Source organism: Vibrio sp. 10N.261.52.C11, from assembly GCF_041471405.1.
Lineage (GTDB): Bacteria > Pseudomonadota > Gammaproteobacteria > Enterobacterales > Vibrionaceae > Vibrio > Vibrio crassostreae_C.
Window position 1 is genome coordinate 1 of sequence record NZ_JBFROI010000153.1, and the last position, 3,217, is coordinate 3,217.

General features: G+C 36.5%; 3 protein-coding genes. All 3 read right to left on the reverse strand.

Features of this window, described 5'->3' with window-relative positions; translation table 11 throughout:
- Positions 1 to 42: 42 nt before the first annotated feature.
- On the reverse strand, positions 43 to 1,149 hold the full coding sequence (locus AB4323_RS24490; RefSeq protein WP_372153558.1) for an LPO_1073/Vpar_1526 family protein: 1,107 nt from the start codon (positions 1,147 to 1,149) through the stop codon (positions 43 to 45).
- Positions 1,139 to 1,324: a hypothetical protein gene (locus tag AB4323_RS24495; protein ID WP_372153559.1), complete on the reverse strand. Its 186-nt coding sequence runs from the start codon at positions 1,322 to 1,324 to the stop codon at positions 1,139 to 1,141. The genes AB4323_RS24490 and AB4323_RS24495 overlap by 11 nt, the downstream gene beginning before the upstream one ends.
- A 121-nt stretch (positions 1,325 to 1,445) precedes the next feature.
- On the reverse strand, positions 1,446 to 3,080 hold the full coding sequence (locus tag AB4323_RS24500; RefSeq protein WP_372153560.1) for a TIGR04141 family sporadically distributed protein: 1,635 nt from the start codon (positions 3,078 to 3,080) through the stop codon (positions 1,446 to 1,448).
- Positions 3,081 to 3,217: the final 137 nt, after the last annotated feature.

Below are 3,217 nucleotides of genomic sequence, written 5' to 3' on the forward strand. Positions count from 1 at the left end.
TAATCCTTATTTGTTATACATTTCTGCTCCGTTGTCGCTCTGTTAGTTTAGAGGGGGAAGATTTTTGTCGCATCTTTGCGCATTCGCGTGAGCTAAAACTTTTCCCACGGATGTAATTTGAATACTTACTTGTAAATTATTCCACCATGATTTAAGAGCGTTTAGGTTGGTTTTTTTATCCCAAGCTTCCATAAATAAACGTGTATTTTCATTTTTAACGTTTACGTTAGAATCGTAAAGTCCATAAATAGTGTGCAAAGCTTCTTTTTGATTAGCTACTAACTCAACGGGTCTTTGGATGAATTGTTCACCAAATGGAATCTGTTGTATTAGATTTAGAGAGTCAATTTGTTGTTTTGCTGAAACAGGTAATCTAACAAAATCAGGATTTAAAGCGTGCTGCACCAGAATATTTCGAGGTAAATTGTTGCCATCTAAAATTTCTATCGCCTTTTCAAAATTGTCAGATTTCTTTTCAATCCCTGTGTCTACATATCCCGAGAGCTGTTCTGGATAATACTGTTCAATGTTTTTTAAACTACCAAAAGAACTCAATCGTACAGCGTCCAATATGTCTAGATGATCGAGCCAGTCATTACCAGTTGGTAATTTTCCATAAAATATTTTCCCAAACAATGCATCTAAAACGTCCAACCCTTGATATATTTCACCTGTTACAGGAAAAAATGTATTCACCGCATGAAAAGCTGTTAATCCAAGCAAGGCTTCATCAGAAATCTCATCGACGACTTCTACAGCGCGACTTATTCCAGCTCTTACTATACGATTGTCGCCCTTTTGAAACCGATGAATTAACAGTTCAGACAATAAGTCATAGTCTGCTGGTCTTTCCGAAGAAGCTGCCGTTTTTTGGGCTTCTACAAGTAATATTTGAAAACTAGGATCTGCAAACGCTTCTAGAGCTCCATCAACATTTTCCATTTTTGGCATGAGTTTATTTTCAAACTCTGTAACTCTTTCATTTGCTACCTTGAAGGCTTCTTCTGTGTAATCATTCTTTAATTGTAGGTTCATTTCTTGGTAGATTTCGCGCGCACGCTTTTCATCAATACCAACTTGAACAATCATCTGTTCGGTTTGAATATTAGTTGAGCCATCTCCACCTTTTTGATTTTGTTTACTCAGCATCTTTTTTGTCGCCTATATTGAAACTACCACCAACCTGAATATTCGTTGAGTTTTTACCACCTTTTTGGATTTGCTTGTTTCCTCTAGTCGCTAGAAACCATCCAATTATGGCAATAGGAACGGCAATAGCCACTCCGCTAAAAAGCCAATCTTTATTTTCTAGAATCCAATCCATAACTTAATACTCCAAAAAATGTATAACGCCACAATCAGAGGCAATAAAATAGCTGGCTAAAATTAGCGACGAAGGGGCAAAAGCCAGCTGTTTTTTGTCCTTTGAATTGACTTGTTAGGCATCAAGGCTTGGGTACTGTGCCTACACCAGCAATTTGTACGTCAAACCCTCGTTGTGAAAGACTTTCGAATGCCTTTGAAAGGTTCACTTTACTAAAAAATGGTAAATTATCCTTCAAAGTTGATGAATCTTCACCAAGTATTACAAATACAACTTCTACCCCATCACTTTTAAAATTATTTAACGGAACTGTGCTCTGTAATCCATCACACACGCGTTTTAGAACTTTTCTAGTTGCTTTTCTAAACTCTTTATCACCCAACAATATTTCTGCAGACACACTACCTTGAGCAAATAAGTGACTTAAACCAGCCGAGCCACCTTTTCGGTGTTTGACATGAATATACTGCTTGTTTGCAGTCATTAGATCACAGAGCTCAATGGCGGTTGTTGTTCTGTTGCTTTTAATTAATTTTTTATCTAAAAGGTGATAAGAATGTGTATTGGCAGCCCTTTCATTGTAGTCACCTTCGGTTTCAATTTTATCCTTTGTCTTACCATCAACAACTTCACTCCATGTATAAACTTCAGGAAATGGTAAGCTAGATATAGGTATTTGTGAAAGCGTGGTGTTTACTCTAGTCATAAAGTCGGTAGCGATTTCGTACCATGCGCCAGCAAACAGCACATATACTTTGTCGCTTGTTTTATGCTCAAAGTAAATAGATTTATATATTTGGTGTTCTGTTTCATTTTCATGGACATCGTATACAAATAGTCGGTCTCTCTTTATTGAATCAACAGATACAGCTGAAACATCAAGGTTTGCATAGTAGTCATTAGTTTCAATTGTAGGATTTATAGAGTTTTTGGAGCGTGTAAAGCTAAAGCCCCAAATAGAATCCCAATCAGCAAGCTCTGGAATAGTGACACATACATCAAAGCTTTTGGCTTTTAATGCAGTAACAAGATGATCATCTAGATTTGAAATTTCAGACGATTCCTTAATCTTACGAATGTTATCTACCCATGAAAATTCACCTTTGTAAGAGTCGTTGTCGTAATAGCCCGAAAGAGTTGAGATTAAATCACTGATTTCATCGATGTTTAACTCTATACCAAAAGAAAATACAGAATCACCTCCTGAGATATTCTTTAAATTGACACCTGATTTAGGTGAGCCTGTTACTGCTCTCAATACATCTTTCGAAATATCAATTCCAAAGACGCCTACACCTGACTCCCTCGCTGCTTGAGACTTTTTTTGTACAGCTTGATCATCTAAAGTAAAAAGATCAACGCTTCTCAAACTGTCGTGTTTTAAAGTATTCAGCGCTGTTTTTATTCCAAAGTCATGCACAAAATACTTAGTATCTAAGAGAAAACGGCCATAACCAAAAGTAAAAGCCATTGTATTGTCGGGGGTTTTAATAATTAATAACGCGGAGCTAGATCTATTAGACAGTTCATCCAAATCTACACCTGTCACTTCTTCAGTAAAAGCAGTCCACTTAGGCTTTTTCTCCGTTGGGATTTTTACGAAAAGATTCCCCTCTAACTCATGTTGAGTATCAATGTCGTAGGTATTCACTTGAGCTGAACTCTTTAAGAATTCACTGACATCAAGGTCTTTATACTCATCTTTTACGAGAAATGAATTTAGAAAGAGGTACGGCTTTTTATCATCACCATCCATTGCAGGATACTCCATATTTGATGCCTAACAGCTATTAGACAGAGAAATTCTGTACTTAAATGCAGAATTTTTCTATCTAGTTTCTTATGTAGCCTATCTTAAACGACTGACTCTTTTCATAACAAATAAGGATTAAG